Origin of the sequence: Actinosynnema sp. NPDC059335, assembly GCF_042752395.1 — a bacterium.
GTDB lineage: Bacteria > Actinomycetota > Actinomycetes > Mycobacteriales > Pseudonocardiaceae > Actinosynnema.
Genome location: NZ_JBHYXZ010000007.1, coordinates 57749 through 81531, shown reverse-complemented (window position 1 = coordinate 81531; position 23783 = coordinate 57749). Strand labels below are relative to the sequence as shown.

The following is a 23783-nucleotide window of genomic DNA, read 5'->3' as shown; positions in this document are numbered from 1 at the left end:
GGGGCCGGCGCCGCCCGCGGGGGCGCGCGCCGGGGGGCCGGGGGGCTCGCGCGACACCCCCCCCCGCGGGCGGGGGCGCGGTGGGGGCGGTCCCCCCCCGCCCCCCCCCCCCGACGCGGTGTTAGCGTCGCTCACCGAACCGCGAGAACCAGGGGAGAGTGGCCGTGACGGCGCTGGAGGCGATCGTCGTCGTCCTGGCCGGTGTGTTCGCCGGTGGGATCAACACAGTGGTCGGGTCCGGCACCCTGGTGACGTTCCCGGTGCTGCTCGCCGTCGGCTACCCGCCGGTGGTGGCGAACGTGTCCAACAGCCTCGGCCTGGTGCCCGGCTCGCTCAGCGGCGCGTTCGGCTACCGGCGCGAGCTGGCCGGCCAGGCGGGCCGGGTGAAGCGGCTGCTGCCCGCCTCGATCCTCGGCGGCGTGGTCGGCGCGGTCCTGCTGGTGGTGCTGCCGGAGAAGGCGTTCTCCGCGATCGTGCCGGTGCTGATCGCCATCGCGCTGGTGCTGGTCGTCGCCCAGCCCTGGCTCAACCGCAAGCTCGCCGAGCGGGAGCGGCACGAGCACGGCGGCGTCGCGCTGTGGATCGGCGTGTTCCTCGCGGGCATCTACGGCGGCTACTTCGGCGCGGCCCAGGGCGTGCTGGTGATGGGCCTGATGGGTGTGCTGATGAACGAGCACATCCAGCGGATGAACGCGCTGAAGAACGTGCTGACCGCGTTCGTGAACCTGGTCGCGGGCGTGCTGTTCATCTTCATCGCCGACCTCGCGTGGCTCGCCGTGCTGCTGCTGGCGGTCGGCTCGGTCATCGGCGGCCAGCTCGGCGCGAAGATCGGCCGCCGACTCCCACCCGCCGCGCTGCGCGCGGTGATCGTGCTGGTGGGAGTCGTGGCCATCGTCCAGCTCGTCACCCGCTGAACGCGCGGGCCGCGGCCAGGAAGGCGTCGTTCTCCTCCGGCTCGCCGATCGTGACCCGCGCGCCGTCGCCGACGAACGCCCGCACGACCACCTTGCGCTCCAGGCAGTGCTCGTTGAACGCGGCGGTCCGCTCGCCCAGCGGCAGCCACACGAAGTTCGCCTGCGACACGGGCACCTCGAACCCGGCGGCCAACAGCGCGTCGCGCACCCGCGACCGCTCGGCCACGATCGCGCGGCAGCGCGCCATCAGCTCGTCCTCGGCATCCAACGACGCCAGCGCCGCGGCCTGCGCCACGGCGTTCACGCTGAACGGCACGTACACCTTGCGCAGCGTCGCGGCCACCGCGGGCGAGGCGACCGCGTAACCGACGCGCAGCCCGGCCAGCCCGTACGCCTTGGAGAACGTGCGCAGCACGGCCACGTTGTCGCGGCCCGCCGCCCACTGCTCCTTCGCCAGCTCGACGCCGTCGGGCACCTCGGGGTCGTCGACGAACTCCCGGTACGCCTCGTCGAGCACCACCAGCACGTCCGACGGCACGCGCTCCAGGAACCGCTCGATCTCGTCGCGGCGCGACGCCGTCCCGGTCGGGTTGTTCGGGTTGCACACGAACACGAGCCGCGTGGCCGGCGTGATCGCGTCCGCCATCGCGTCGAGGTCCAGCGCGTGACCCGCCGCCAGCGGCACCTTGACCTGCCGCGCGCCGACCACCGCGGTGACGAGCGGGTACGCCTCGAACGAGCGCCACGCGAACAGCACCTCGTCGGTGTCGGCGCAGGTCGCCTGCACCAGCTGCTGGCACAACGTGACCGAGCCGCAGCCGACGGCCAGGTGCCCGGCGTCCACGCCCAGCTTGTCGCCCAGCCGCGCCACGAGGTCGGTGGCGGCGGTGTCGGGGTAGCGGTTCACGGCGGTGGCCGCGTCCGCGATCGCCCGCACCACGCTGGGCAGCGGTCCGGCCGAGACCTCGTTGCTGGCCAGCTTGATCGCGCCGGGGACGGTTCGGCCGGGCACGTACTCGGGCAGGGCGACGAGGTCGGCGCGGGTTCGCACGGTCATCCAAAAGCTCCCTTCGGGGTTCTGCGCCGGACGTTAGCCCCTGGAAGACCCGGATGGGGCATACCTGCCGTACGGATGCTCACGTTGACTGCCGTTCACCCCCACGTGGAAGGGTTGTGCCATGACTCCTACCCGCACCGAGACGCTCTCCCTCACCGACGGCCGCGAGTTGCGGCTGACCGTCGCCGAGCCGGAGAACGCCGTCCGCGGCGGTCTGGTCGTGCTGCACGAGGCGCGCGGCGTGACCGACACCGTCCGCGGTCTGGTGAGCGGACTGGCCGCCGAGGGGTGGTTGGCTGTCGCGCCGCACCTCTACGACGAGGTGTCCGACGACGACGCGCCCGCCATGGTGAGCGGGTTGTCCGGCGACGCCGTGCTGGCCGACACCGACGTCGCGTTCGTGTGGCTCGGGCAGCAGGGCGTGAGCCGGGACCGGATGGGCGTCATGGGCTTCGACCTGGGCGGATCGGTCGCGATGGTGGTTGCGGGAAGCCGAACGATCGGCGCCGCGGTGACCGTCGGCGGCGGCGGGATCCTGGACCCGCTGGCCGAGGGGCTGCCGTCGCTGGTGGAGGTGGCGGAAGAGCTGACGTGCCCGTGGCTCGGCCTCTATGGTGACGACGACACCGAGATCCCGGTCGGCGACGTGGAGAAGTTGCGCGACGCCGCGGCGGCCGCCCCGGTGGCGACCGACGTCGTCCGGTTCGCGCGCACCGGCCACCGGTTCGACGCCACGCCGGAGGTCGGCGCGGAGGCGTGGCAACGGGCGTTGAACTGGTTCGACTCGCACCTGCGCTAAGCCTCTGGTCGGCGGCTTGGAACCGAACGGGCTTCCCGGTACATCTAAGGGAGGCGTCCGGAACGCCTGATTCCGGTCGTCGCGGGCTAACGCGCGGTGCGCCCGCGGCGAATCGCTGTGCAGGGGGTAGTGATGAGCGACGGGAACACGATCCCACTCGCGGGTGCGCCGACGGTGCAGATCCCGCCCGGCTTCACGCCGTCCGCACCGGCGCCGCCGGTGGTCGCGGCGGACGCGCCGGCGGCCGGGACGCCCGTGGACGCGCCGGCGCCCGCGCCGGTCGCCGACCCGGCCCCCACCGTCACCCTGCCCGCCCCGGGCGCGACCGCCGAGGTCGTGGCCAAGCCGGAGGCGGAGAGCTTCGCGAAGGCCGCGCAGACCGACCTGGACAAGGCGACCACCGCGCTGGACGCGGTGGACAAGGGCTCCGTCCAGCTCGACCTCGACCGCCAGGGCGTCGACGACCTGGTCAAGCTCATCGCCAAGGCCCGCAACGTGGTCGACTCCGTGCACTCGCGCGCGGTCAACAACCTCGACGTCGAGCTGAAGTTCGGCAACAACTGGGTCAGCGACGCGATCAGCCGCCGGCTGCGCGAGGTGGCGGTGGGCAACGAGGAGTCGGCGGTCAAGGTGATCGGCGACTTCATGCAGGTGCTGTTCGAGGTGGAGGAGACCATCCGCGACGCGGCGCGGAACCTGGAACGGGCCGACGACGACGCCGCGGACGCCTTCGGGTCCGCGGGGGAGGCGAAGGGCTGATGGGCAACGACAGGCACGGCGGGCAGGGCTACGGCGGGCAGGGCCACGGCAACCACGGTGGCCAGGGCCAGGGGCACGGCGAGGGCCGGGACAAGCCCTCCGACCTCGGCCAGAAGGTCGACTGGATGACCTACAGCCACCAGCAGCTGTGGGACATGATCAACACGGGGGTCGACCTCAAGGCCGCCGGCGCCGCCCAGGCCGACTGGGCCGCCGTGAGCCTCGCGCTCGGCGAGGTGCAGGAGCTGCTGGCCAAGGCGATCAGCCAGTCCAGCCAGGCGTGGACCGGCGAGTCGGCCGAACGCGCCCGCGAGGCGCTGGAGTCGGTCGAGAAGTGGGCGCTCAACACCAGCGAGCACGCCGACAACGTGGCCAAGTGCATCGCCACCGAGATCGACCACGTGCAGACGGCCCGCGAGATGATGCCGCCGCCCGCGCCCGCGCCGCCGGTGGTCACGCCGGTCGCCGACGTGCCCGCGACCCCGGTCGCCGGCCCGACCCCGATCGCCGCGCCCCGCGCGTCGCTGATCGCGGAGCGGTCGGTGGACGGCGCCGCCGGCCTGCGCGCGTTGACCCCGACGACCGAGGACGGCCTGGTCGCGGGCTCGCGCCCGATCACCCGCGCGCCGAACGCGTTCACCGGCATCGACACCATCGCCGCGCCCGCGATCGACTCCGTCGTCACCGCCGACGCGACGCACCGCCAGGCCGCCGAGGTCATGGCGATGTTCCAGCTGAACTCGTACGAGGTCGACCGGACCGTGCCGTCGTTCAGCCCGCCGACCAACCCCGTCGCGCCGCCCCCGCCGCCGCCCGTGGTGGTCACGCCGACCCCGCCCGCCGACGGCGGTGGTGGCGGTGGTGGTGGCGGCCCGGTCGTGACGAACCCCCAGACCCCGCCCGCGGGGGCCCCGAACCAGCGGCCCGGCGGCACGTCCTCCGCCCCGTTCGGCCGCGGTGGCTTCGCCGGCGGACGGGGCGGCTTCGGCGGCCGCGCGGTCATGCCCACGCCCGTCGGCGCGTCCGGCGGCGGCGGTGGCGGCCCGGTGGCCGGTCCGGGTGGCGCCACGGGCGCCCTCGGCGCCGACCGCGGCGGGTCGAACGCCAACCCGGGCAGCGTGACCAGCCAGTTCCAGGCGCCCAAGTCCGTGACGCCGCAGTCCGGCATGATCGGCGCCGCGCCGATGGCCGCCCCGCCGCCCGTGGCCGGCGGTGGTGAGAAGGACCGCAACCGCCCCGGTTACCTCGAGGACGACGAGAACGTCTTCGGCGTCGACCGCAAGGCCGCACCACCGGTGATCGGCCTGTGACCGAGCGCGTCTTCCGGCTCAGCGAAGTGGAGTTCTTCCTGCTCTGGCAGGCGGTCCACCGCGACGCCCACCCGGTCCCGCTGGGCGTGCGGCACTTCGGGCACACCCAGCGGGAACGGGCCGCGCTGGTCGAGTCCGCGTCCCGCGACCTCGCGGCCCGCGGCCTCGGCACCGTGCAGCGGCCCGACGAGGAGCTGTACGGGCTGCTGCGCGGCCTGGCCGAGTTCGAGGTCGGCCTGGAGGTGTTCTTCACCGTGCGCGGCGCGCAGGCGCGCGGCCTCGCCACCGCGGCGTGGCACGGCGCGTTCGCGGGCCGGCTCGGCAACCAGGTGCAGGTCGCCGGGTTCCGGCCGACCGCGCTGGCCGCCACCACGGTCAACACCCTGCCGCCCGCGCCGCCCGGCAGCGGCCGGTCGGTGAACGTGCGCTGGGACGACTACCTGGCCGCGGGCAAGGCGGGCGAGAGCGACGGCTCGGAGGGCTTCCTCGACGCGCTGCGCGCCGTGGGCCTGCGCGAGCCGGAGGCCAACACCCTGATGCGCGCCGTGACCACGCGCAACGGCGGCGGCCAGGTCGGCGTGATCGCCCGCAACCGGGCCGGCTACCTGCACCCCACCGGCGCGGCCGTGTCGTGGCTGGACACCGCCGAGGGCCGGTACCTGGTGCGCAAGGACGGCGGGTGGCTCGTCGTCGCGCCCGCGGACGCGCCGCGGCTGATCTCCGCGGTCGAGGGACTGGTGGCGGGCGCCGGCCGCAACTGACCCGGTGTGTGGGCCGTCGCTGTGGTTCCGGGCCGTCCGATCGGCTAGGAACTTCAGGTATGACCGAGATGCGTGCCGGCACCGCCGCCGGCGAGGCGGAAGTCCTGTGGCGTCCCGACCCCGACCGGGTCCGGGACAGCCGGATGACCGCGTTCCGCTCCTGGCTCGCCTCCGCCAAGGGCCTGGACCTCCCCGACTACCCGTCGCTGTGGGAGTGGTCGACCTCCGACCTGGAGGGGTTCTGGGGCGCGGTCGCGGAGTTCTTCGAGGTGCGGTTCCACCACCCGCCCGGCCGCGTGCTGGAGGCCCCGGTGATGCCCGGCGCGTCGTGGTTCCCCGGCGCGACGCTGAACTACGCCGAGCACGCCCTGAGAGGCCCGGACGACGACCTGGCGGTCATCTTCCACCGCGAGGACGGGCTGTCGTCCCGGCTCACGTACGGGGAGCTGCGCCGCCGCGTGGCCGCCGTGCGGGCCGGGTTCGCGGCGCTGGGCGTGCGGCGGGGCGACCGGGTCGTGGCGCTCGTGCCCAACTCGCCCGAGGCGCTGATCGCGTTCCTGGCGGCGGCGTCCCTCGGCGCGACGTGGTCGTCGTGCTCGCCGGACTTCGGCGCGCGGGCCGTCGCCGACCGGTTCACCCAGATCGAGCCGACCGTGCTGGTGGCCGTCGACGGGTACCGGTACAACGGGCGGGCGTTCGACGTGCGGCCCGCGGTGGAGCGGCTGAGGGAGGCGATCCCGTCCCTGCGCGCCACCGTGGTGATCGACTACGTCGGCGGCGGCCCGCTGCCCGGAGCCGTGTCGTGGGACTCGCTGCTGGCCGACCACGCGGACGCCGGGTTGGCGTTCGAGCCCGTGCCGTTCGACCACCCGCTCTGGGTGTTGTACTCGTCGGGCACGACGGGGCTGCCCAAGGGCATCGTCCAGGGGCACGGCGGGATCGTGCTGGAACACCTGAAGATGCTGGCGCTGCACAGCGACCTCGGTCCGGGCGACCGGTTCTTCTGGTTCACGACCACCGGCTGGATGATGTGGAACTTCCTCGTCTCCGGCCTGCTGGTCGGGTCGACGATCGTGCTGTTCGACGGCAGCCCCGCGCACCCGGACCTCGGCGTGCTGTGGCGCCTGGCCGAGCAGCACCGCGTGACCTACTTCGGCACGTCCGCGCCCTACATCCAGTCGTGCCTGAAGGAGGGCCTGCACCCCGCCGATCGCCACGACCTGACCGGGTTGCGCGTCGTCGGCTCCACCGGCGCGCCGCTGACCCCGGAGGGCTTCCGCTGGATCGCGTCGGCCGTCGGCCCGGACGTCCAGATCGCGTCGGTCTCCGGCGGCACCGACCTGTGCACCGCGTTCGTGGCCGCGTCCCCCGACCTCCCGGTGTGGCTGGGCGAGCTGTCGTGCCGTGCCCTGGGCGCGGCCGTGGAGTCCTACGACGAGTCCGGCGCGCCCGTCGTCGAGGAGGTCGGCGAACTGGTCATCACCAAGCCGATGCCCTCGATGCCGGTGTTCTTCTGGGGCGACGACGACGGCTCCAAGCTGCACGACGCGTACTTCTCGACCTTCGACGGCGTCTGGCGGCACGGCGACTGGATCCGGATCACGAGGCGCGGCTCGGCCGTCATCTACGGCCGCAGCGACTCCACCCTGAACCGCGGCGGCGTGCGCATGGGCACCAGCGAGTTCTACCGCGTGGTCGAGGGCCTGCCGGGCATCGAGGACTCGCTCGTCATCGACACGTCCGGCGCCGGCCGGACCGACGGCGAACTGCTGTGCTTCCTCGTCCTCGGCCCCGACGTCACCCTGGACGAGGTCGAGCCCAGGCTGAGGGCCGAACTGCGCACCAACCTCTCACCGCGCCACGTGCCCAACAGGTTCGTCGCCGTGGCCGAGATCCCGCGGACCCTCAACGGCAAGAAGTGCGAGGTCCCGGTGAAGAAGATCCTGGCCGGCACCCCGCCCGAGCGCGCCGTCAGCCTGGACGCCCTGCGCAACCCGGCGTCGCTCACCCCATTCCTCGACCTGGCACGAGACCTACCTCACGCCACCACCCCCTGACCAGGCCCGCAACGCCCCTCTCGCGCCGTCCGTACCCGCCCTGACCAGCGGGAACGCGGTTAAGAGGGGGGCGTTTTGCCTGACTGCCGGGGGCATGTGTAATCTATGCGTCGTAGCCGAGGGCTCCGGGAGGCTTCGCCTAGTCTGGTCTATGGCGCCGCACTGCTAATGCGGTTTGGGTTTACCGCCCATCCCGGGTTCAAATCCCGGAGCCTCCGCAACACCCGGCCTCGGCCGGGTGACAACTGAAGAACGATGCGCTCGTAGCTCAACGGATAGAGCATCTGACTACGGATCAGAAGGTTGCAGGTTCGAATCCTGCCGAGCGCGCAAGAGTAAGTCCGGGTCAGGGCCTCGTTTCGGGTAACGGAACGGGGCCCTGCCCCGTTGTGTGCGCGCTGCCGTCCCACCTCGTCACCCGAACGCCCGTACTGCCGCTCGGCCGTAGAGCTTGCCGAGCGCCCCGGTGCCGCTGTGGAGACCTTCGTCACTCACGTGGACGTCACTCGCGTGGGCAAGGTCGAGTACGTGAACGCCGTGGCGTGGCCAGGCGTTATCTGGCGGACGCCTCGGGGCGGCACTGAACTGCCAATTCAACCTCGGTGCATGGCCCAGTGCTTCGCAATCCAGCCCTCCTGGCGCGCGGTGAGTTCCACGTGCAGTTTCTCGCCTTGGAGGCGGCGGTACTCGGGGTAGTCGCCGATGGCCGCGGAGACGTCGATGGTGTGGTCCCGTGGGTTCACGGCGAGGTGACCGAGGTCGAAGAGGCGGTGAACGTCGCGTCGGAGCAGGAGTCCGCCTTGGTCGTGGTGCCGTCCGTCGGCGGCGAAGCTGTTCAAGTGGGCCGCTTCGAGAGCGGCGTGCGGGCTGGGTCCGGTGAACGCGCAGGTGTCGCCGTACTCCTTCAGCAGCCGGCTGCGGAAGGCGCCCTGTCCTCGCCGGACGCGCACGACCGCTGTGGTGTGGCCGCCTCTCAGCGTGGTGGACAAAGCGGCCTCGACCGGTGACAGGGACGGTCGACCGGGCGCCGCCCGCACGGCCTCCTGGAACCTCGCGTAGTCGAGTTGGCGGATGCTGAGCTGTGACTCCGGGAGTGTGCAGAGCCCGCGCAACCGGTCACCGGTCAGCTCCCCGGTGAGATCCACCCAGGCAATATCGTGGTGCGACCGGTAGGTGGTGACGACTTTCCGAATGGTGACTACCTGCGCCTCCTCGAACGTGCCTTTGCACTTGGAGCACCGGTAGGGCGGGCTCTCGGTCTTACGCAGCTTGATGGCGGCCTTACCGCAGTGCGGACAGCGGTGGAGCCTTCTCTTCCTCGCCGACGACGATCTTCTGGATTACCGAGGCACCCAGCAGGACCTTCTTATCCCACAGGACGATCACGTCACCGGCCTGAGGCAGCTGGTGGTTCGGGACCGAACTGTCCCAGCTGTAGTGGGCTGCTGGTGAGTCGTCGTAGCCGTCGTTGCTGCGACGGGGTCGGTCGTCTCCGACGGCGAGCACTAACCATGCGCCCCGCTGCACGTCCGTTTGCACGTCTCCCCCTGATGATCAGACCGTTCCATCAGGGTCATCGCCGGACACCCGCATTGCGTTAGGTCGGTCTAGGAATCAGCCGGTGGCATGGCGTCCCAGATGTTGACCCTGGTATTGATCTTAAGCGGCTTGTCAGCCGGCCCTTTGATGTGTGCGGGAACGATCCGCTCCTCGTGCTCACAGCCGCCTTCGGCGTGCAGGCGCGAGTTCAGGCAGGTGTTGCGCCGGTACGGACGTACCGGCCAACGGCTCGTCCACTGCGGGGTTTCGCGGTCGACCACCGTGCCGGTGCGCTGGCGGGTGTGAACACGGACGAGCCGGACGGTCCCGGAATCGCTGACGCCAGCACGCTGATCGCGCTTGCGGCCGTGGCGCGTACGGGGCAAGTCTTCGATCTCTGCGAGCCGTGCGCTCCCGCTCTGCGCCATGAGCTGCCAGGACGTGTAGACGACGTGCGCCCACTGCTCCGCGGTACAGGGTTGGGCGAGCGCGAAGGTCCGACCGAAGGGCAACACCGACTCGGCGGTCGGCACGAGCTGAGGCGTCCAGTAGGTCAGCCACACGCCCTCGAAGCCGGGATGCAACGGGACTGTGCCGCCAGGCGTGCCCAAGCTCCAGGTGATCGTGTACGAACCGTCGTCTATGTCGAGGTCGTGTGGCCCCCAGCGAGACCAGGACACCGCAGCGACCCGATCACCGATCGGTTTGGCGAACCAGATCAAACCGGCCTCAGCCGGCATCCGTCGTGCCACGACCGGTTCTTGGGGCGGACTCGCCGCGGCGGCGACTGCGAGCGCGGTCATGTCGTGGTCGACCCAGTAGAGCCGGGCATCACCCAGGCGCTGCGCTTCGCGGCGTGCGATGAGCAAAGCACCGGTCACCGCGCTTGTGCGCTGGATGTGCGGGGGGCCGCTGAGCCGAGGTGTCAACGCGGCCTCGCCACTGTCCAGACGACGCACGAACTCATGCCCGCACGCAGAGGTCAGCACGTGCTCACGCATCCGTAGACGCAGATCAGGTAGGTCGGTGGGGCTGGTGATCACGAGTCGTTCCTCCGTCGTCGCGGAGCTTCGACCACCTCGAACAGGTCGTCGAACTGTCTGCCCAGTGCTCAGCGCCCCGCCGATGAACGCCGGGCCGGGCTGTAGCCGGCCCTTGATCACACGAGCGGCGGTGGACCGATTGAGCTTCATCACCTGGGCAAGTGCATAGCCGGAGTGCAACCGCGTGGACCGTACGGCTTGGAGGAACACCGCGGTTCGGAGCCTGACCGTGTACGACATCGGTGCGTCAGTGGTTCTTCCGGTCGTAGGCATCAGCCCACCGGCCAAAGATCGCGCGCGACTGTTCGGTGTCGAGCGCCAGACGCTCCAACTGCCGCATCTTGGCCTCGTACGCGAGGACGGCAGCCGTGTTTTCGTGGAAGGCGGTCGCGGTGTCGCTCTCCGCGTAGGCCACCGGTTTGATCGGCGCCGCGAAGGTCATCAGGGCGGCTGGGTGCCGCAGGCACCTGTGAGCCTGGCTCGCCATCGGAATGACTCGAAGCGTCATCCGCGCCCAGCCGCACATCAAGGTCAGCCGCAGCATCTGGTCGCGCATCACCTGGTCGTCACCGACAACCAGCCGGATCGCCGCCTCGTGGATGAACAGCGCTACCTGCGGTCCGCCCGGTCGACGCAACGCCTCTTGGCGCGACACGCGCGCCTCCACCACAGCCTCGTCACTGCCGAGCGCGCGTGCGTAGTCCTCGGTCTGGGCGAGGCTGGGAATCGTCAACGGCTCGTACGCCGTCACGGCTTGCGCAGTCTGCTCGTGCAGGGTCAGCGCCAGCAGCGAATCGGGAGAACCACCGTGCAACCGCAGGAAGCTGCCGGTGTCCGCCTCGCTCGCGATGGCCAGGATGCGGTCGCGCGTCGGCTTGTCGGCACCGCAACGTCCCAGCAGCGTGCCGATCTCCCACGGACTCGTGCCCCGACTGCCGGTCTCCAGCTTGCTGAGCTTGCCCAGCGACCACCCCAGCGCCTCGGCGACGAACGACGACGACAACCGCGCGCGGTGGCGGACGCGTCGCAGCTCTTCACCCAACTCCCGACTGCGAGCCGTGCTCAGTCGAGTGGCCTGCTTCTCCTCGGTCGCGGTCTCCATGGCACCCCTTCGTCACGCGGACGGCTTGCTCGGCCATGAGATCGTTTGAGTGCGTGGACGCGGCAGATGACATTCGATGACATTGCGGAAAGGCGGCACGGCGTGGTTCGCAACATCACCGTCACCGGAACGCGCTCGATCTCCGATGAAGACAGCGACCGTCTCGAAGCCCTCTTCCGCGACTACCTGTTGCCATTCGCCGCTGCGCACTTCTACATCGGAGGTGCTGCCGGCATCGACACCGCCACGCTGGACTGGCTGGCCGAGCACACCTCTGCACCCTTGACCGTGGTCGTTCCGTGCACGGTCGTTGACCAGCCTCAACCAGCCTCCTCGGCAATCGAACGATGGCGTGCGCACAACCGCCTGACTGAGGTCATCGAACTGGCCGCGCCAGCCCTCGGTACCTCTGCCTACCACGCCCGCAACGAGTACATGGTCGACCGCAGCGAGTTCGTCATCGGCTTTCCGCTTGGCACGGAGCAAACCTCTGGTACCTGGTACACACTGAACTATGCAGCCAATCAGGGGAAGCCGCGGTTGGTGGTACCGGTCTGACATGGAATGGGTGCTCTAATGCATCCATGACCGCCGTCGAAGGTGAACTCGGAGCCGCTGGCCTACGTAGGCTGCGCGAGTCACGCGGGTGGTCCTGGGCAGACCTGGCCCGGGCCCTGCGCGACACCGCCCGCGACCTCGGCATGGCGTCACCGGCCACCCTCCCGGTGTCCAGCATCCAACGCACCGTCGCCCGCTGGGAGAGCCCGACAGACCGCACCAAGCCCGGCGACCGCTACCAGTACCTCCTCGCCCGGATCTACTCGATGAATCCGACCGGAACATCGGCACTCGGGCCCGGCTCCGACTTCGCCAAGCTGCTGGACGCCCTGCGCGACTTCGGCACGTCACCCCAGCGGATCGACCGGCTCATCGACTCCATCACCCACGCTCAGGCCAGCAACTCACCAGTCCCGACACCACCGAACAAGGACCTGGTCGACGACTTGGCCATGACCGTCGCCGATCTCAACGAGCAGGTCGGCTCGACCCCGTTCGTTCGGCTCCAACTCCTCCTGGCCCCAGTCCTGCAGACCTGCCGCAAGCTGCTGATCGAGCCGCAGGTCACCACCGAGCTGCTCGTCATGGCCACCGACGCCTACGCACTGGCCGCCCGCCTGGCCTTCGAGACCCGCGACGACGACGTCGCAATGGCGCTCTACCGCGATGCCGAAGCCACCGCAGCCCGCCTACCCGACCGCAGCCGCCTGGCGGCTGTGCGCACGAGCCACACGATGGTGACCTTGCACGCCACCGACGACCTGAACACCGCACTCCAGCTCGCCCGTGCGGCCACCGTCGACGCCCACCGCGGCTCCAGCCACGCCATCCGCGCCCGTGCCCACGCTGTCCACGCCGAGGTCCAGGCCCGCGCCGGCAACTCCACCGACGCGGCCACCGCCCTCGACCGCGCCCGCAAGACCGTCGAGCAGCTCTCGGCAGGCGACCCCTTCGCGGCCTTCAACGCCGACCGAGTCAGCGGCTTCGAGGGTCTGTGCGCCCTTTACGACGGCCAAGCGCACCGAGCCGACGACCTACTCACCCGCTCGTTGTCCAGCCTCACCGGTCCGCGTGACTCGGTTCAGCGGGGCATCGGTGCCACAGACCTTGCCCTAGCCCGCCTCGGCCTCGGCGACGCCGAAGCGTGCGTCTCCCTCCTTCATGAAGCCGTGGACATCACGGCCAACACAGGCGGCCGGGTACCGGCCCAACGCATCGGCCGCGCACGTAGGCACCTCGGCCCGTGGCGCGCGGAGTCCTTCGTCGCCGAGCTGGACGACCACATCCACGACACGCTGCTCGGCCGATGACGCCCCGCCCTCAACGGTTGCACTCGTCGCGCGGCTGTCTCGTGAACTGCTCAGGGGACGCGAGGGCCTGTGGACTAGGTTCCTCAGGGCCTCTGCCGACTCGGTCCACGGAGAAGCATGCGTTCGAACGATTGGCACCTCACCGACGACGTCGACGGCTTCCTCGCCCGCGCCGGGGACTTCCTCCGCTCCCGCCCCGCCCTCCACACCATGCCGTTGACCACGGTCGGGAGGCTGCGCGACCGGGGCACGGACGGCACGGTCTTCGGGTGGCTCGAACGTGACGACGAGGTGCGCGGGCTTTGCTATCCCCGGTCGAACCGTCGCCTGACCCTCAGCCTCCTCGACGCCGAGGACGCCGAGGACGCCGACGGGCTCGCCGCCCGGCTGGCCGGGGAGGACATCGCCGGCGTCACGGCCGACCAGGGGACGTCCGCTGCGTTCGCCGAGGCGTGGCGGGAACGCACCGGCGGCACGGCCACGCCCGGCGTCAGGGTCCGCCTCTACCGGCTCGGGACGCTCACCCCGCCCGATCCGATGCCGTCCGGCGGACCGGCCGCGCGGGACCACGAGGACGTCGTCCGCTGGTGCGGTGCGTTCATGGCCGCGGTGGGGGAGGCGCCCGCCGGGTCCTGGGCCGCCTCGCGGTTCGCCGACAAGCACTTCACGTTCTGGGAGACGCCGGGCGGCACGCCCGCCTCCCTGGCCGGCTGGACGTCGATGGTCGCCGGCATGGTCCGCGTGGACCCGGTCTACACCCCGGCCCACCTGCGCGGACGCGGGTACGCCGGTGCGGTCACGGCCGCGGTGGCGCGGGCCGCGCTGGACGGCGGCGCGACGGACGTGGTGCTGTTCGCCGACCCCGCCAACCCCACCAGCACCGCCCTCTACGAGCGGCTCGGCTACGTGCCGGTGACCGACTTCCTCGGGTACGACTTCGCTCAGTAGCGGACGTCGCTCAGCAGCAGCGGCGGGTAGACGGTGGACGGCTCACCGTCCACGGTGGAGCCGGCGAACTGGAGCATCGCGCGCAGCTCCCCGTGCATCGACGCCGGGTAGGGCGGCTCGGGCCGGGAGACCTCGTCCAGCGCGCGCACGTGCTCCGCGTCGAGCGCGATGTCCAGGCCCGCGAGGTTGTCCTCCAGGTGCGCCTGCCGCCGCGCCCCGATGATCGGCACGACGGTGCCCGGCCGCGTCCGCAGCCACGCCAGCGCGACCGCGGCGGGCGAGGCGCCGATCTCCTCCGCCACGGCCCGCACCACGTCGATGACCGCGTGCTGCTCCTCGGTCGGGCCGCCGACGAACGCCGCCCGCGCGGAGTCGACCGCCTCGCCCCGCCGGTACTTGCCGGACAGAAAGCCGTTCTTCAGCGGGCTCCACGGCACGAGCGCGAGCCCCTGGTCGAGCGCGAGCGGCGCCAGTTCGGCCTCCACCGCGCGGGCCAGCAGCGAGTACTCGACCTGCAGGGCGATCAGCGGCGTCCAGCCGCGCAGCACAGCCAGCGTGTGGGCCTGGGCGGTGACCCACGCGGGCGTGTTGGAGAACCCGATGTACCGGACCTTGCCGGCGCGCACCAGGTCGTCCAGGACGCGCATGGTCTCCTCGACCGGCGTGTTGCGGTCCCAGTTGTGCAGCCAGTACACGTCCACGTGGTCGGTCCGCAGGCGGCGCAGGGTGTCGTGCAGCTGGCGCACGACCGAGCCGCGGCCCGCGCCGCCGCCGTTGGGGTCGCCGGGGAAGAGGTTGACGAAGAACTTCGAGGCCAGCACCACCCGGTCGCGCCGTCCGGGCCGGGCGGCGAACCAGTCGCCGAGGATCTTCTCCGAGTGCCCGTTGGTGTAGAAGTTCGCCGTGTCGACGAAGTTGCCGCCCCGGTCCAGGTAGGCGTCGAGGATCCGCTCGGACTCCTCCACACCGGTCCCGGCGGCTCCCGGGTCGTCGCCGAAGGTCATCGCGCCGAGCGCGAACGGGCTCACCCGCAGACCCGAGCGGCCGAGGGTGACGTAGTGGTCGAGCGGCATCTTCGGTGCTCCTCGATGAGGTCGGATCGGACTTCCCCCATCCCATCGGCGGGGCGCCCGCCGGGGTAGACCGATCCGCTCGCGCCCTTGCCCGATCCTCTCGGACCGCGCGTTTGCACGCGGACGGCGGCCCGTCGCTCTACGGGTCATGGATGAACGGGTTCCACCTCGGGTCCTCGGCGGTGACCGGACGGTCGGGCGGCCGTCCGGCGCCGCCGCGTCGATCTCGGTCCTGGTGAACGTGGTGAGCGTCGGCGTGGGCGGCCTCTACCTCGGCACCGGGTCGACCGCGGTCACCGTGATCGGGGCGGCGCTGGTCGCGCTGCTCGCGATCGCGGTGCTGGTCGCCGAGCGCAAGAAGTCGTAGCGGGTCACTCGATCGGGTGGCCGTTGCACGTCGGGACGCCTTCGCTGCTCTTCCACTCCGTCGGGAGAGAGGTAGGGGTTGTGGTCAGCAGCGAAGGCTTCGACGAGTTCTTCCGTCGGGAACTGACCCCGCTCGTGGCGTTCGTGAGGCGCGCGGGTTTCGGGCTGGAGCAGGCCAAGGACGCGGCACAGGAGGCGATGACCAGGGCTTACGAGGAGTGGTCCCGCCTGCGGTGGCCCCGGGCGTGGGTCCGGACGGTGGCCTACCGAACGGCGGTGGTGGAGGCGGCGCGCACCAGGGACGGGCTGCTGCGCGCCGTCTCCGGCGGCTGGACGGTGTCCACGCACGACGACCCCGACGTCGCCGCACTCGGCGAGGAGCACGAGTGGCTGCTGCGGGCGCTCGGCTCCCTGCCCGAGCGCCAACGGCTGGTCATGGCCTGGTTCCTCGACGGCTTCGACCAGGCCGAGATCGCCGACCAGCTGGACGCCTCGCCCACGACGGTGCGCTCCAACCTGCGCCACGCCCGCACCGCGCTCAAGACCCTGTTCGACAAGCGATGAGAGGACACCCCCGCGATGGACGACGGGAACGAAGCCGGGTTCGAGGACCGGCTGGCCGCGGCCTGCGCGAGCCTGACCGCGTCGACCGGCCGGGCCCTCGACGTCGAGGCGATGCTGGCCGAGGTGAAGCGGGCCGGCATCCGCCGGCCGGCGCCGGGGGAACGGACGGCGACGGTGCTGGGGTTCCCCGGCGGCGGGACGGTCACCAGCGCGACGGCGCGGGCGGCGGCACCACCGGCGGGCGGTCGTCGCACGTGATCGTGTTCGGCAGCAGCCACGGCGCGAGCCAGCCGTCGTTGCCGCCGCGGTCGGTCAGCGAGAACTCCGAGCCGGTGGCCGGGAAGTGGAACGAGCCGCAGTTGTTCACCGGCACCGCGCCGACGTTGCGGGCGTCCACGTTCTCGAACGTCGCCGACCCCGCCGCCCGCGCGCTCAGCACGGACGTGCCCGTCCCGTCCACCCGGACGTCCTTGAAGGACACGTTGCGGATCGAGTGGACGTCCTTCACGGACCACTCGCTGACCAGCATGATCGCGTTGTAGGTGTTGTCCAGGAAGTGGTTGCCCACCACCCGGACGTCGGCGTCGATGTCGCGCTCCAGCGCGTAGAACCAGATCGCGCCGAGCCCGATGTTCCAGTTCAGCTCGTACGTCCCGGCCCGCGCGGTGGTGTTGTCGGTGATCAGCGCCTGCCCGGTGAACGGCTGCGCGCCGAACCGCGACCCGAGCTGGATGCCGCTGCCCTCGCGCACCGGGTCCGCCACCAGGTTGCCCACCACGGCGTTGTCCGTGCCGCCGTACAGCGCGATCCCGTTGGCCAGCACGGGCGACTGCACGGTGTTGCGCTCGACCCGGTTGCGCGCGTTCTGCCGGTGCTCCGACCACAGGGCCAGGCCGTCGTCACCGGTGTTGCGGACGAAGTTGTTGCGCACCACGGAGTCCGTGACCCCGGTGTGGAAGTTCAGCGCGTCGGCGATCTGGTCGACCACGATGTTGTCGGTCACGGACAGGTTCGACATCGGACCGTCCAGCCACAGCCCGACCTTCGTGTGCCGGATGTGCAGGCCGCGCACGGACGAGTCGCTCAGCGCGCCGCCGATGCCGTTGACCTGGTCGGTGTCGACCCGCTCGCGCACGTCGCCCTCGATGGCGAACCCGCGCAGGTGGACGTTGCGGCTGCCGCCCTCGGCGGCCGGCCTGCCGTAGAACCCGACGCCGGTGTGGACGGAGCCGTCCGGCGCGGGGGCGGGCAGCGCGACCTCGCGGCCCTTGATTTTGGTGTGCCAGTTGCCCGCGCCCTCGATGGTGACGTCGTCCACGACGATGTGCCGGTTGACCTGGAACGTGCCCGGCGGCACGTACACCGGCAGCCGGTGCCGGCGGGCGAACGCGATGGCGCGGTCGAAGGCGTCGGCCGCGTCCCGCCGGCCGGTCGGGTCCGCGCCGAACAGCAGCACGTTGACCGCGAACGGGTTGACGTGCGGCGGGGGGACCAGTTCCGAGTCCATCAGGTCGATCACGGTCCACGCGGCGTTCGTGTTGACGGGCGCGGTGAGGCGGACGCGGTCGCCGGCGCGGTGCGTCCGGTCGAGCTTGAGGCGCTGCTCGTCGTAGAAGTGGCTGGGGCGGAACGGCTTCGCGATCACCGGGGCGGGCGTGGTCTGCGACGGCACGCACGCGCACTCGGTGATCCACCAGTCCGGGTGCAGCAGGTCGGCGTTCGGGTCGTTGGTGAACGGGTACTGGTTGTAGAGCCACGCGTACTGCGAGGTGAGCGTCATGGTCGTGCGGCGCCCGCCGTTCACCGTCACGTCGAGCGGCGCGGTGATGCCGCCGCCCGTCGGCGCGTCCGGGATGCTGTAGCGGACGGTGATCGCGTTCGCGGCCTTGGGCAGGGTGAACTCGACGTACTGGCCGGGCGCGAGCCGGACCGCCGTGCGGCCGGACGCCTCGGACGGCAGCGTGTAGGCCGTGCGGTCCGGCCCGATGACCGTGCCCGTGGTGGTGGCGTTCTCCGCCTCCTGCTCGACGAACGCGACGTCCGCGCCCCGGCCCGCGACGAGCGCCGGGTCGAGCGCGGCCCGCGTGACGACCGGTGCGGGCGCCGCGGGTGGCGCGGCGTCGGCCGGGGCCGGGACGCCCAGGCCCGCGGCCACCACCGCGACGACCACCGACCACCGCCGGGTTCCGGCTGCGCTGCGCACCATCGGCCACTCGTTTCTCTCGCGTCGGCAGGGCGACGTGACCCTAGGCGCGGTGTGGGCCGCATCACAAGGGTTTGTCGAGAAATTACGTGAAACTGTCGATGGCTTGCGGTGGCTTACCGCGTGCGACGCACCTCGGCGACCACGCCGTCGGTGAACGGCGGCCACGCCGCCACGGCCCACTCGCCGAACTTCCGGTCCGTCAGCGCCACGCACGCCGCGCCCAGGTCCGGGTCCACCCACAGGAACGTGCCGCTCTGCCCGAAGTGCCCGAACGTCCGCGGCGAGCTGGTGTCGCCCGTCCAGTGCGGCGACTTGCGCGCCCGCAGCTCGAACCCGAGCCCCCAGTCGTTCTCCTTCTGCAGCCCGTAACCCGGCAGCACGCCGCGCAGGCCCGGGAACGCCACCGCGGTCGCCTCCGCCACCAGCTCGGCGGACACCAGCTTCGGCGCCTGCACCTCCGCCGCGAACCGCAGCAGGTCGGACACCGTCGAGACGCCGCCCGCCCCGGCCGAGCCCTCCAACGCCGACGACGCCATGCCCAGCGGCTCGAACACCGCCTCCGCCAGGTACCGGGCGAACGGGATCTCCGTCGCCGCCGCCACGAAGTCCGCGAGGACCTGGAACCCGGTGTTGGAGTAGATCCGCTTCGTCCCCGGCGCGGCCTGGACGTCGTCGGAGTCGAACGCCAGCCCCGACGCGTGCGCGATCAGGTGCCGCACCGTGGACCCCTCCGGCCCGGCCGGCTGGTCCCACTCGACCGCGCCCTCCTCGACCGCCACCAGCACCGCGTACGCCGTCAGCAGCTTGGTCACCGACGCGAGCGGGAACACCCGGTCGACCGGTCCGTGCGCGCCCAGCACCTCGCCCCGCGCGTCGACCACGGCCACCGCCGCCGTCCCGACCGGCCAGGACGACACCGCCTGCAAGCTCTCCATGCCGCAGACTCTGCCACGTGTCCCCACGAGAGCTGGTCGTGCTCGGCACCGCGAGCCAGGTGCCCACCCGCACCCGCAACCACAACGGCTACCTGCTGCGCTGGGACGCCGAGGGCTTCCTGTTCGACCCCGGCGACGGCACGCAGCGGCAGATGGTCCGCGCGGGCGTGGCGGCCACCGACGTCACCAGGCTGTTCATCACCCACTTCCACGGCGACCACTGCCTCGGCGTGCCCGGGGTCGTGCAACGCCTGTCGCTGGACCGCGTGCCGCACACCGTGCACGCGCACTTCCCGGCCGAGGGCGCGGACCACTTCGAGCGGCTGCGGCACGCCAGCTCGTTCCACGACGTCGCGGACGTCCGCGCGCACCCCGTCACCGGACCGGGCGTGATCGCGGAGGGCCCGTTCGGCCGGGTGGAGGCGCGCCGGCTCGACCACTCGCTGCCCGCCTTCGGCTACCGCCTGGTCGAGCCGGACGGCCGCACGATGCTCCCCGAGCGGCTGGCCGCGCGCGGCATCCGGGGCCGCGAGATCCGCGAACTCCGACCGCCCGTGCTGGACGAGGTGAGCGTGCCGCGGCGGGGGCAGCGGTTCGCCTTCGTCATGGACACGCGGCTGTGCGACGGGGTGTTCGAGCTGGCGGACGGCGCGGACCTGCTGGTGATCGAGTCGACCTACCTGCACGAGGACGAAGCGCTGGCGGTCGAGCACGGCCACCTGACGGCCCGCCAGGCGGCCCAAGTCGCCGCCGAGTGCGGCGTCCGCACGCTCGTCCTGACCCACTTCTCGCAGCGCTACCCCGACCCGCGGCGGTTCCACGACGAAGCCGCCGAGGTGTTCCCCGGCGAGATCGTCGTGGCCGCCGACCTGGACCGGGTGCCCCTGCCCCAACGGCGTGCCGCTCAGGGGTGACGCCGGGTCTCGGCCGCCCACTGGTCGCGCACCAGCGCGTCGAGGTCCGAGTCGGTCGCCCGCCAGCCCCACGCCCGCAGCCGGGCCGTGTCGGCGCGCAGCTCGCGCACCTCGCCGGGGTGCGCCGGCCGCCGCACGACCGGCGCCTCCCGACCGGCCACCCGCGCCACCGCTCCCAGCACGTCGGCCACGCTCGCGGGTGTCGCGCCCACGTTGACCGCCGCGTACCCGTCCTCCTCGCGCTCCACCGCCGCCACGAACGCCCGCGCCACGTCCCGCACGTGCACGAAGTCCCGCACCGCCGACCCGTCGCCGAACACGTCCATCGCGGGCAGCCGCCCGGACGCCGCACCGCACGCCCGCGTGATTACGCGCGTGTCGTCCACGTCCCCGCCGCCGGCGACGTTGAACAACCGCAGCGCCACCCCGCTCACCCGCCCGGCCGCCGCCGCCCACGCCAGCACGTCCTCGGCGGCGGCCTTGGAGGCCGCGTAGGGGTTGGCCGGCGCGCGCGGGCAGTCCTCGGCGATCGTCGCGACCCCGGCCGCCCCGTACACGCCCGCCGTCGACGCCAGCACGAACCGCCGCGGCGGCGACCGGAGCAGGTTGACCGTGCCGCCCACGTTCACGTCGTAGTACCGCACGGGGTCGTCGAACGAGTCGCGCACGCGCGCGAGCCCCGCCAGGTGCACGACCGCGTCCGCCTCCCCGGGGCCCGCCACCGCGTCGGACGACCGGACATCACCCGAAAAGGGGAGGGGCGTGTGGCCCGCCGCGGCCAACTCGGCCAAGACCACCCGTCCGACGTAGCCGGTTGATCCGGTCACCAGAACCCGCATGCCGACATCCCAGCACGTCCGCCGCGTCGTTCACGTTCTCGAACTCGGTGCAAATTCACCCTAAAGGTGTGGACCGGCGGGACCGATACAACACGAGTGAGTTACCCCCACCCAGCCATGCACCCGAGCATCGAGGGCGTGCTCGCCGAGTACGCCGCCCACGAGGCCAAGCGGCAGACCTTCCTGGAGACCGCCGCGGCGATCGTGGCCGCCGCCCCACCATCGGTGGACGAGACGCTGCTGGGCCTGCTGCTGCCGTTCCCCAAGGCGCACGGGCCGCGTGCTTTCCTGAACCGGGTTGACCAGGTGCTTCGCGACGCCGCTCGATGATCTCGCGGGGACGTCCCCGAGCCCATCGGCAAGTTTCATGCGGTCGTTGCCGGACCGTGCTAGGCCGATCCCGTCGCCTGCCTCTACAGTGCGTGGCACCCGGCGCTCGCCGGCTGTCTCGTCTGCTTCTCATAAAGCGAGTTCTCGGCGATGGATCACGTCCTTTCCGCGCTCCAAGCGCGCCTCGGCACCCTGTTCGGCGACCGGCTGGTCGTGCTCGCGGGCGGCAGCCGGCTGAGTAGCCGCGCCGGCGAGCTGCACCAGCTCGGCGCCCGCCATACGCTCGTGCTGTCGACGGACGACCACGCGCCGCTGCACGACTCGGAAGTCGCCCGCTGGGTGCCGCTCGGCATCGCGGGCGGGTTCGTCGCGGTCGAGCAGAACCGGCTCACCAAGCTGCTCACCTCGCCCAGCCGCAAGGTCCGCGAGGTGCTGGAGGAGTTCGACCCGCGCGGCGAGGCCCTGGTGATCAGCACGCCGTACGTGCACACCGCCGAGTTCGCGGGCCGGCCGGTGCTCAACGCCCGCCGCCCGGAGTGGGTGGAGCTGGAGAACAAGACCACGATCGACGGCCTGTGGGACGAGCTGTCCGCGCCCCGCGCCCCCGCCGTCGTGCTCGGCCTGGACTTCGAGGGCCTGTGGGCGGCCACCCGGCGGCTCGACCGCGGCGCGGGCGTCGTCTGGTCCGGCGACGGCCCGGCGATCAACGGCGGCGCGAACTTCGTCCGCCGCGTCCGCGACCGGCAGGAGGCGCAGGACGCCTTCGACGTGCTCGCGGCCAAGTGCGACTTCGTCCGGGTGATGCCGTTCCTGGAGGGCATCCCGGTGAGCGTGCACGGGATCGTGTTCCCGGACGGCACCGCCGTGCTGCGGCCCATCGAGATGGTCGTGCCGCGCCGCGCGGGCCAGGCCCGGTTCCTCTACGCGGGCTGCGCGTCGTACTACGACCCGCCCGCCTGGATCCGCGAGGAGATGCGCAACCTGGCCCGCCGGGTCGGCGAGCGGCTGCGCGAGTCGGTCGACTACCGCGGCACGTTCACCCTCGACGGCATCGCCACCGCCGACGGCTTCCTGCCCACCGAGATCAACACCCGCTACGGCGGCGCGATGGTGTGCTTCGAGGACGCCCTGCCGCAGCTCCCGCTGGCACTGGCGCAGGTCGCGCTGGTCGCCGGGCACGACCTCGGGGTGTCGTCCATCGAGTTCGAGGAGCTGCTGGTCTCCGCCGCGGACGACTACCGCCACGGCTCGGTCGGCGCGAACGTGCGCGCGGTGCACCCCACCGAGGTCGTGGAACGCCCGATCGTGTTCACCGAGTGGTCGTGCCGGTTCGCCCACCCGGAGGAGGCGCCGCACGGCGTGCTGCGGCTGCGCCCGTCGCCGCTCGGCGCCCGGCTGGAGCTGGACTTCTACGCCGACCAGCTGCCGCTCGGCCGCCCGGTGGTGGCGCTGACCGTGGCCGCGTTCGCCCTGGCCGACCAGGAGTGGGGCACCGCCCTGGGCCCGCTGGAGCCGGCCGTGCCGGTCGCCGACGGCGAGGCCGCCGCCGCGGTCGTCGTGGCGGAGCCGACCGCCGTCACGGCGTGATCGTCACGCCTGCCTGGTCGTCCCCGTAGGCGGCGAGGTGGGCGTAGCGGTAGCCCATGAGCTGCAGCGTCACGTCCGGGGCCTGGTTCGGCGGGTAGGCCCGCCCCCGGTAGGCGCGCAGCAGCTCCGGGTGGCACTGGGCGGTGGCGCGCAGCAGCGCCGGGGTGACCGGCGTGCCGCCGACCAGGTGCAGCGCCACCCGGGCGGCCAGGGCGAGCAGCCGCGGCGCGCGGTCCGCGGTGGAGAGGTCCTCCGCCACCCGCACCACGTGCCGCGGCGCCACCTCGGGCACCGCGATGGCCAGCGCCATGGAGCACGCCACCTCCGCGCCGCCGAGCGCGTCGAAGACCTTGGGCGCGCCCTTGGCCACCTCGTGGCGCGCCTGCGTGATCCAGTCCGGCGAGCGGCGGGGCAGCTCGCGCCCGAGCGCGTTCCACCGCCGGCGGGTCCGCTTGCCGTCGTCGGTGAAGCCCGCCTGGGCCAACGCCATCCCGGCGAGCAGGAAGATCACCCGATCGCGGGTGTCCGGGGGCACCCGGTAGCTCGCGCCCATCTCGACCAGGAAGGGCACCGCCCACACGCTCGCCTCGGACACCGTGCCGTCGTCCAGCAGGCGGTCGGCCAGAGCTCGGCAGGCGGTCTCGCGCTCGGTGCGGTCACCGTGCACGACACCGCGCATCAGCTCGTCCACGCCCGCCCCGTGGGCGAGCACCGACCAGGGCGCGTCCTCCAGTCCACGCAACGGATCCGGCCGTCGCCACGCAGGTGGGAGCTCCATGGCGCGCAACGTACGCGATCTCCCGGACCGGTAC

25 protein-coding genes and 2 tRNA genes are annotated in these 23783 nt (G+C 72.2%); 17 read left to right on the top strand and 10 right to left on the bottom strand.

Annotated features, from left to right (window positions below; translation table 11 throughout):
- The first annotated feature begins 164 nt into the window (after window positions 1-164).
- Window positions 165-914 carry a sulfite exporter TauE/SafE family protein gene (locus ACFXGA_RS03940; protein WP_378084142.1) on the top strand — a complete coding sequence of 250 codons (750 nt, stop codon included), beginning with the start codon at window positions 165-167 and terminating at the stop codon, window positions 912-914.
- Here the strand turns inward: ACFXGA_RS03940 and hisC are convergent.
- Complete coding sequence (hisC, locus tag ACFXGA_RS03935) at window positions 904-1971, bottom strand: histidinol-phosphate transaminase (protein ID WP_378084140.1); 1068 nt, start codon at window positions 1969-1971, stop codon at window positions 904-906. The two genes, ACFXGA_RS03940 and hisC, sit on opposite strands and share 11 nt — an antisense overlap.
- A 121-nt stretch (window positions 1972-2092) precedes the next feature.
- On the opposite strand from hisC, the gene ACFXGA_RS03930 reads away from it, so the two are divergent.
- From ACFXGA_RS03930 to ACFXGA_RS03900, 7 genes are all read left to right on the top strand, one after another.
- Window positions 2093-2770 (top strand): dienelactone hydrolase family protein, encoded by a 678-nt coding sequence (locus ACFXGA_RS03930; RefSeq protein ID WP_378084138.1) that lies wholly within the window; start codon window positions 2093-2095, stop codon window positions 2768-2770.
- 132 nt (window positions 2771-2902) lie between these two features.
- The gene (locus ACFXGA_RS03925) at window positions 2903-3529 is read left to right on the top strand and encodes a hypothetical protein (protein WP_378084136.1); all 627 of its coding nucleotides are present in this window, start codon (window positions 2903-2905) and stop codon (window positions 3527-3529) included.
- Window positions 3529-4839, top strand: a complete 1311-nt coding sequence (locus tag ACFXGA_RS03920) for a PPE domain-containing protein (RefSeq protein WP_378084135.1) — start codon at window positions 3529-3531, stop codon at window positions 4837-4839. Before ACFXGA_RS03925 ends, ACFXGA_RS03920 begins: the two co-directional genes overlap by 1 nt.
- Window positions 4836-5600, top strand: coding sequence for an ESX secretion-associated protein EspG (locus ACFXGA_RS03915; RefSeq protein ID WP_378084134.1), 765 nt, complete (start codon window positions 4836-4838; stop codon window positions 5598-5600). The genes ACFXGA_RS03920 and ACFXGA_RS03915 overlap by 4 nt, the downstream gene beginning before the upstream one ends.
- A 59-nt stretch (window positions 5601-5659) precedes the next feature.
- Entirely contained in the window at window positions 5660-7657 is a 1998-nt protein-coding gene (locus tag ACFXGA_RS03910) for an acetoacetate--CoA ligase (RefSeq protein ID WP_378084132.1), read from the top strand.
- A 128-nt stretch (window positions 7658-7785) separates the two neighbouring features.
- Window positions 7786-7875 (top strand) — tRNA-Ser (locus tag ACFXGA_RS03905).
- 39 nt (window positions 7876-7914) lie between these two features.
- Window positions 7915-7987 (top strand) — tRNA-Arg (locus ACFXGA_RS03900).
- A gap of 263 nt (window positions 7988-8250) precedes the next feature.
- Here ACFXGA_RS03900 and ACFXGA_RS03895 read toward each other — a convergent pair.
- From ACFXGA_RS03895 to ACFXGA_RS03880, 4 genes are all read right to left on the bottom strand, one after another.
- Window positions 8251-8802 carry an HNH endonuclease gene (locus ACFXGA_RS03895; RefSeq protein WP_378084130.1) on the bottom strand — a complete coding sequence of 184 codons (552 nt, stop codon included), beginning with the start codon at window positions 8800-8802 and terminating at the stop codon, window positions 8251-8253.
- 136 nt (window positions 8803-8938) lie between these two features.
- Window positions 8939-9196: a hypothetical protein gene (locus tag ACFXGA_RS03890; protein ID WP_378084128.1), complete on the bottom strand. Its 258-nt coding sequence runs from the start codon at window positions 9194-9196 to the stop codon at window positions 8939-8941.
- Between the two features lie 68 nt (window positions 9197-9264).
- A complete protein-coding gene (locus ACFXGA_RS03885; RefSeq protein WP_378084127.1) occupies window positions 9265-10239 on the bottom strand; it encodes a hypothetical protein in 975 nt (324 codons plus the stop codon).
- A 247-nt stretch (window positions 10240-10486) separates the two neighbouring features.
- Complete coding sequence (locus ACFXGA_RS03880) at window positions 10487-11341, bottom strand: helix-turn-helix domain-containing protein (RefSeq protein ID WP_378084125.1); 855 nt, start codon at window positions 11339-11341, stop codon at window positions 10487-10489.
- A 66-nt stretch (window positions 11342-11407) separates the two neighbouring features.
- Here ACFXGA_RS03880 and ACFXGA_RS03875 point away from each other — a divergent pair, with 66 nt between their 5' ends.
- The 3 genes from ACFXGA_RS03875 to ACFXGA_RS03865 all read left to right on the top strand — a co-directional run bounded on the left by ACFXGA_RS03875 (window position 11408) and on the right by ACFXGA_RS03865 (window position 14157).
- Window positions 11408-11899, top strand: a complete 492-nt coding sequence (locus ACFXGA_RS03875; protein ID WP_378084123.1) for a hypothetical protein — start codon at window positions 11408-11410, stop codon at window positions 11897-11899.
- Window positions 11900-11925: 26 nt separating this feature from the next.
- Window positions 11926-13209 (top strand): hypothetical protein, encoded by a 1284-nt coding sequence (locus ACFXGA_RS03870; RefSeq protein WP_378084122.1) that lies wholly within the window; start codon window positions 11926-11928, stop codon window positions 13207-13209.
- 117 nt (window positions 13210-13326) lie between these two features.
- On the top strand, window positions 13327-14157 hold the full coding sequence (locus ACFXGA_RS03865) for a GNAT family N-acetyltransferase (RefSeq protein ID WP_378084120.1): 831 nt from the start codon (window positions 13327-13329) through the stop codon (window positions 14155-14157).
- Here the strand turns inward: ACFXGA_RS03865 and ACFXGA_RS03860 are convergent.
- A complete protein-coding gene (locus ACFXGA_RS03860) occupies window positions 14151-15230 on the bottom strand; it encodes an aldo/keto reductase (RefSeq protein ID WP_378084118.1) in 1080 nt (359 codons plus the stop codon). The genes ACFXGA_RS03865 and ACFXGA_RS03860 overlap by 7 nt on opposite strands.
- Before the next feature lie 148 nt (window positions 15231-15378).
- Between ACFXGA_RS03860 and ACFXGA_RS03855 the strand changes: the two genes are divergently transcribed.
- From ACFXGA_RS03855 to ACFXGA_RS03845, 3 genes are all read left to right on the top strand, one after another.
- The gene (locus ACFXGA_RS03855; RefSeq protein ID WP_378084117.1) at window positions 15379-15597 is read left to right on the top strand and encodes a hypothetical protein; all 219 of its coding nucleotides are present in this window, start codon (window positions 15379-15381) and stop codon (window positions 15595-15597) included.
- An 80-nt stretch (window positions 15598-15677) separates the two neighbouring features.
- Window positions 15678-16160 (top strand): RNA polymerase sigma factor, encoded by a 483-nt coding sequence (locus tag ACFXGA_RS03850; protein ID WP_378084116.1) that lies wholly within the window; start codon window positions 15678-15680, stop codon window positions 16158-16160.
- Window positions 16161-16175: 15 nt separating this feature from the next.
- Window positions 16176-16418: a hypothetical protein gene (locus ACFXGA_RS03845; protein WP_378084114.1), complete on the top strand. Its 243-nt coding sequence runs from the start codon at window positions 16176-16178 to the stop codon at window positions 16416-16418.
- On the opposite strand, the gene ACFXGA_RS03840 is transcribed toward ACFXGA_RS03845, so the two are convergent.
- On the bottom strand, window positions 16363-18366 hold the full coding sequence (locus ACFXGA_RS03840) for a glycosyl hydrolase family 28-related protein (protein ID WP_378084112.1): 2004 nt from the start codon (window positions 18364-18366) through the stop codon (window positions 16363-16365). The two genes, ACFXGA_RS03845 and ACFXGA_RS03840, sit on opposite strands and share 56 nt — an antisense overlap.
- A 113-nt stretch (window positions 18367-18479) precedes the next feature.
- Window positions 18480-19301, bottom strand: a complete 822-nt coding sequence (locus tag ACFXGA_RS03835; RefSeq protein WP_378084111.1) for a serine hydrolase domain-containing protein — start codon at window positions 19299-19301, stop codon at window positions 18480-18482.
- Between the two features lie 17 nt (window positions 19302-19318).
- Here ACFXGA_RS03835 and ACFXGA_RS03830 point away from each other — a divergent pair, with 17 nt between their 5' ends.
- Window positions 19319-20215, top strand: coding sequence for a ribonuclease Z (locus tag ACFXGA_RS03830; protein WP_378084109.1), 897 nt, complete (start codon window positions 19319-19321; stop codon window positions 20213-20215).
- Here the strand turns inward: ACFXGA_RS03830 and ACFXGA_RS03825 are convergent.
- Window positions 20206-21054, bottom strand: a complete 849-nt coding sequence (locus tag ACFXGA_RS03825; RefSeq protein WP_378084107.1) for an NAD-dependent epimerase/dehydratase family protein — start codon at window positions 21052-21054, stop codon at window positions 20206-20208. The genes ACFXGA_RS03830 and ACFXGA_RS03825 overlap by 10 nt on opposite strands.
- Before the next feature lie 117 nt (window positions 21055-21171).
- Here ACFXGA_RS03825 and ACFXGA_RS03820 point away from each other — a divergent pair, with 117 nt between their 5' ends.
- Window positions 21172-21384 (top strand): hypothetical protein, encoded by a 213-nt coding sequence (locus tag ACFXGA_RS03820; RefSeq protein WP_378084106.1) that lies wholly within the window; start codon window positions 21172-21174, stop codon window positions 21382-21384.
- A gap of 150 nt (window positions 21385-21534) precedes the next feature.
- Window positions 21535-22971 carry a hypothetical protein gene (locus ACFXGA_RS03815; RefSeq protein WP_378084105.1) on the top strand — a complete coding sequence of 479 codons (1437 nt, stop codon included), beginning with the start codon at window positions 21535-21537 and terminating at the stop codon, window positions 22969-22971.
- Here ACFXGA_RS03815 and ACFXGA_RS03810 read toward each other — a convergent pair.
- Window positions 22961-23749: a hypothetical protein gene (locus tag ACFXGA_RS03810; RefSeq protein ID WP_378084103.1), complete on the bottom strand. Its 789-nt coding sequence runs from the start codon at window positions 23747-23749 to the stop codon at window positions 22961-22963. The genes ACFXGA_RS03815 and ACFXGA_RS03810 overlap by 11 nt on opposite strands.
- Window positions 23750-23783: the final 34 nt, after the last annotated feature.

What these genes read in the sequence shown, in the direction of transcription:
- ACFXGA_RS03860 (WP_378084118.1), bottom strand. Translation starts at nt 15,230, where the DNA reads ATGCCGCTCGACCACTACGTCACCCTCGGCCGCTCGGGTCTGCGGGTG.
- hisC (WP_378084140.1), bottom strand. Translation starts at nt 1,971, where the DNA reads ATGACCGTGCGAACCCGCGCCGACCTCGTCGCCCTGCCCGAGTACGTG.
- ACFXGA_RS03810 (WP_378084103.1), bottom strand. Translation starts at nt 23,749, where the DNA reads ATGGAGCTCCCACCTGCGTGGCGACGGCCGGATCCGTTGCGTGGACTG.
- ACFXGA_RS03865 (WP_378084120.1), top strand. Translation starts at nt 13,327, where the DNA reads ATGCGTTCGAACGATTGGCACCTCACCGACGACGTCGACGGCTTCCTC.
- ACFXGA_RS03870 (WP_378084122.1), top strand. Translation starts at nt 11,926, where the DNA reads ATGACCGCCGTCGAAGGTGAACTCGGAGCCGCTGGCCTACGTAGGCTG.
- ACFXGA_RS03925 (WP_378084136.1), top strand. Translation starts at nt 2,903, where the DNA reads ATGAGCGACGGGAACACGATCCCACTCGCGGGTGCGCCGACGGTGCAG.
- ACFXGA_RS03930 (WP_378084138.1), top strand. Translation starts at nt 2,093, where the DNA reads ATGACTCCTACCCGCACCGAGACGCTCTCCCTCACCGACGGCCGCGAG.
- ACFXGA_RS03840 (WP_378084112.1), bottom strand. Translation starts at nt 18,366, where the DNA reads ATGGTGCGCAGCGCAGCCGGAACCCGGCGGTGGTCGGTGGTCGTCGCG.
- ACFXGA_RS03845 (WP_378084114.1), top strand. Translation starts at nt 16,176, where the DNA reads ATGGACGACGGGAACGAAGCCGGGTTCGAGGACCGGCTGGCCGCGGCC.
- ACFXGA_RS03815 (WP_378084105.1), top strand. Translation starts at nt 21,535, where the DNA reads ATGGATCACGTCCTTTCCGCGCTCCAAGCGCGCCTCGGCACCCTGTTC.
- ACFXGA_RS03920 (WP_378084135.1), top strand. Translation starts at nt 3,529, where the DNA reads ATGGGCAACGACAGGCACGGCGGGCAGGGCTACGGCGGGCAGGGCCAC.
- ACFXGA_RS03835 (WP_378084111.1), bottom strand. Translation starts at nt 19,301, where the DNA reads ATGGAGAGCTTGCAGGCGGTGTCGTCCTGGCCGGTCGGGACGGCGGCG.
- ACFXGA_RS03825 (WP_378084107.1), bottom strand. Translation starts at nt 21,054, where the DNA reads ATGCGGGTTCTGGTGACCGGATCAACCGGCTACGTCGGACGGGTGGTC.
- ACFXGA_RS03855 (WP_378084117.1), top strand. Translation starts at nt 15,379, where the DNA reads ATGGATGAACGGGTTCCACCTCGGGTCCTCGGCGGTGACCGGACGGTC.
- ACFXGA_RS03880 (WP_378084125.1), bottom strand. Translation starts at nt 11,341, where the DNA reads ATGGAGACCGCGACCGAGGAGAAGCAGGCCACTCGACTGAGCACGGCT.
- ACFXGA_RS03910 (WP_378084132.1), top strand. Translation starts at nt 5,660, where the DNA reads ATGACCGAGATGCGTGCCGGCACCGCCGCCGGCGAGGCGGAAGTCCTG.
- ACFXGA_RS03875 (WP_378084123.1), top strand. Translation starts at nt 11,408, where the DNA reads ATGACATTCGATGACATTGCGGAAAGGCGGCACGGCGTGGTTCGCAAC.
- ACFXGA_RS03820 (WP_378084106.1), top strand. Translation starts at nt 21,172, where the DNA reads ATGCACCCGAGCATCGAGGGCGTGCTCGCCGAGTACGCCGCCCACGAG.